This window comes from Moorena sp. SIO4E2, assembly GCF_010671945.1.
Classification (GTDB): Bacteria; Cyanobacteriota; Cyanobacteriia; order Cyanobacteriales; family Coleofasciculaceae; genus Moorena; species Moorena producens.
Genome location: NZ_JAAHIE010000881.1, coordinates 1 through 2,346, shown reverse-complemented (window position 1 = coordinate 2,346; position 2,346 = coordinate 1). Strand labels below are relative to the sequence as shown.

Genomic DNA, 2,346 nt, shown 5'->3' with positions numbered 1-2,346 from the left:
ACCACCGAGATACCATAGCCCTACTTCAACAATGGGCTCGCTGTGATACTGATTCGTGGGTACGAGTTACAGCAATTGAACAGTTAGCTAAAGGTTACAAAGACCACCGAGATACCATAGCCCTACTTCAACAATGGGCTCGCTATAATACTGATTCGAGTGTGCGAGTTAGAGCAATTGAACAGTTAGCTAAAGGTTACAAAGACCACCGAGATACCATAGCCCTACTTCAACAATGGGCTCGCTCTGATACTGATTGGCAGGTGCGATGTACAGCAATTGAACAGTTAGCTAAACGTTACCAAGACCACCGAGATACCTTGGCCCTACTTCAAGAATCGGCTCGCTCTGATACTGATTCGGATGTGCGAGTTACAGCAATTAAACAGTTAGCTAAACGTTACCAAGACCACCGAGATACCTTAGCCCTACTTCAAGAATCGGCTCGCTCTGATACTGATTCGGATGTGCGAGGTAGAGCAATTGAACTGTTAGCTCAAGGTTGGCACGATCGCGTAGCGTGGCCTACGGCCAATCAGCCTTGGTTATTTGAATTTTTATGCGATCGCATTCTCCATGACCCCTATGATCCTAATAAGGATAAGAAAAACGTGATTGTCTATGGACTAGAAAACAATCCTCGACAAGCAGCCCTTAATGCCATCCTCAAATATTATCCTAACCATTCCCAAACCCGATCCTTATTACAGGATAGAGCAGAGCATGACTCCGATCCTGAACTGCGGAAGTTTGCTAAGGAGAATTTAGCATGAAGAATTTAGAATTTAGAATGTAGAATGTAGAATGTAGAATGTAGAATTTAGAATTTAGAATGTAGAATGTAGAATGTAGAATGTAGAATTTAGAATGAAGAATGAAGAATGAAGAATGAAGAATTTAGAATTTAGAATTTAGAATTTAGAATTAAGGCGTAGGGTGTGTTAGGGACGGGCTCGCCAAGACGCAAGCTATAGCAAGTGTTAGGTTGTTGCCCGTAACGCACCACCGCGTCAAATAGCATGCATTGAGATGCACCAGGCTCGCCCTCATGTTATCCTTAGCCAGTGTTGAGACAGTCCGTCCCGTAACGCACCATCAGGTCAAACTGATTGCCTTTCGTCTATACTGATAGATAAAGCAAAAAACAACTACCAATATCATGCTGGATTGGTTAGCAGCTTGGGGAATTTCTAGTGCTGGTGGCTATCTCGCCAAGGAAGTAATTGGTCCGTTGGCGAAAGAAGCTCTAGAAGACTACACTAAAGAGTTTTTCAAAGAGTCTATCAAAGAGTATACCGGACTATCGGATCAGAATATCCATAAAAAACTCTTCGGTAAAGCGTTAAAAGAATTTGTGGCTTTAGTGCAAGAAGAATTGGAAGATGCTGATTTATCTAAGCAAGACGTAAAACAGTATACTAAACCCCTCAAGCAGTATATTAAAAATCAATCCATTAAAGCTATCCTGGGCAGTGCCTTTAAGTATGGCTGTAAACGAATAGATACCGAAAAATTAGATAAGACTTGGATTAAGCTTGACTTATTCCCATTACCAGAAGGATTTGATTGGCACTATATTGGTAAACGGTATGTCAAGGAAGTAAAAACGATTATTAAGGAATCCGATGATTTACGGCCTATCCGAGATTCCCAAACGTTGGAAGCGATCGCAGAAAATACGAAAGCAGGAATTACCCCAGATTTTGACTTAAGGGAATATCAGGAAGCACTCCTAGAGAGCTACGGTAATGTCAAATTAGATAGTTTGGATACTAGTGGCTGTGCTTATAATGAACTAAAACTTTGGAAGATATTTATCCCCCAAAATGTGCGAGAGGTTCATGACTTGATGCCGGAGGCGATTCATGAACTGCCTAAGGATTATTATCAAAAACTGCGAGAGAGTGGTCAACTAGCTCAGGAAATTGACCAAGAGGAGTTGCAACGAGCTAAAGAGCGTTATTATCAACAGCCGATAAAATCGGTATTGGATGTGATAGAGGACTCTCAAGGCTATCGCTATTTGGTGGTTTTAGGAGACCCAGGCTCTGGTAAATCTACCTTGCTGCAATATTTAGCATTGGAGTGGGTAAGAAGCGATCTATAGTCATTTTTTAGCGGTCAGCGGTCAGCGGTCAGCCATCAGTGATCAGCCATCAGTGGTCAGCCATCAGCCATCAGCCTTTAGTTGATAGCACCTCAAGTAGCGTGTGCGTAGCCTAAGTACAGGACAAAAAGTTGAAAAGATAGACAGGAAAAGGGTTTCATGGAAAAAACAACAACTTTCAACGAAACCCTCATGAACCAGGTTAACTTGCTGGTGCAAACATTGAAACCTGATCTGAA

The 2,346-nt window shown here is 42.0% G+C and carries 2 protein-coding genes; both read left to right on the top strand.

Annotation, left to right across the window (positions count from 1 at the left end; all coding sequences use genetic code 11):
- On the top strand, positions 1-773 hold a 773-nt coding region (locus F6K37_RS38545; protein WP_287256439.1), incomplete at its 5' end, for a HEAT repeat domain-containing protein.
- A gap of 386 nt (positions 774-1,159) precedes the next feature.
- Positions 1,160-2,107 carry a hypothetical protein gene (locus tag F6K37_RS38540; protein WP_287256438.1) on the top strand — a complete coding sequence of 316 codons (948 nt, stop codon included), beginning with the start codon at positions 1,160-1,162 and terminating at the stop codon, positions 2,105-2,107.
- Positions 2,108-2,346: the final 239 nt, after the last annotated feature.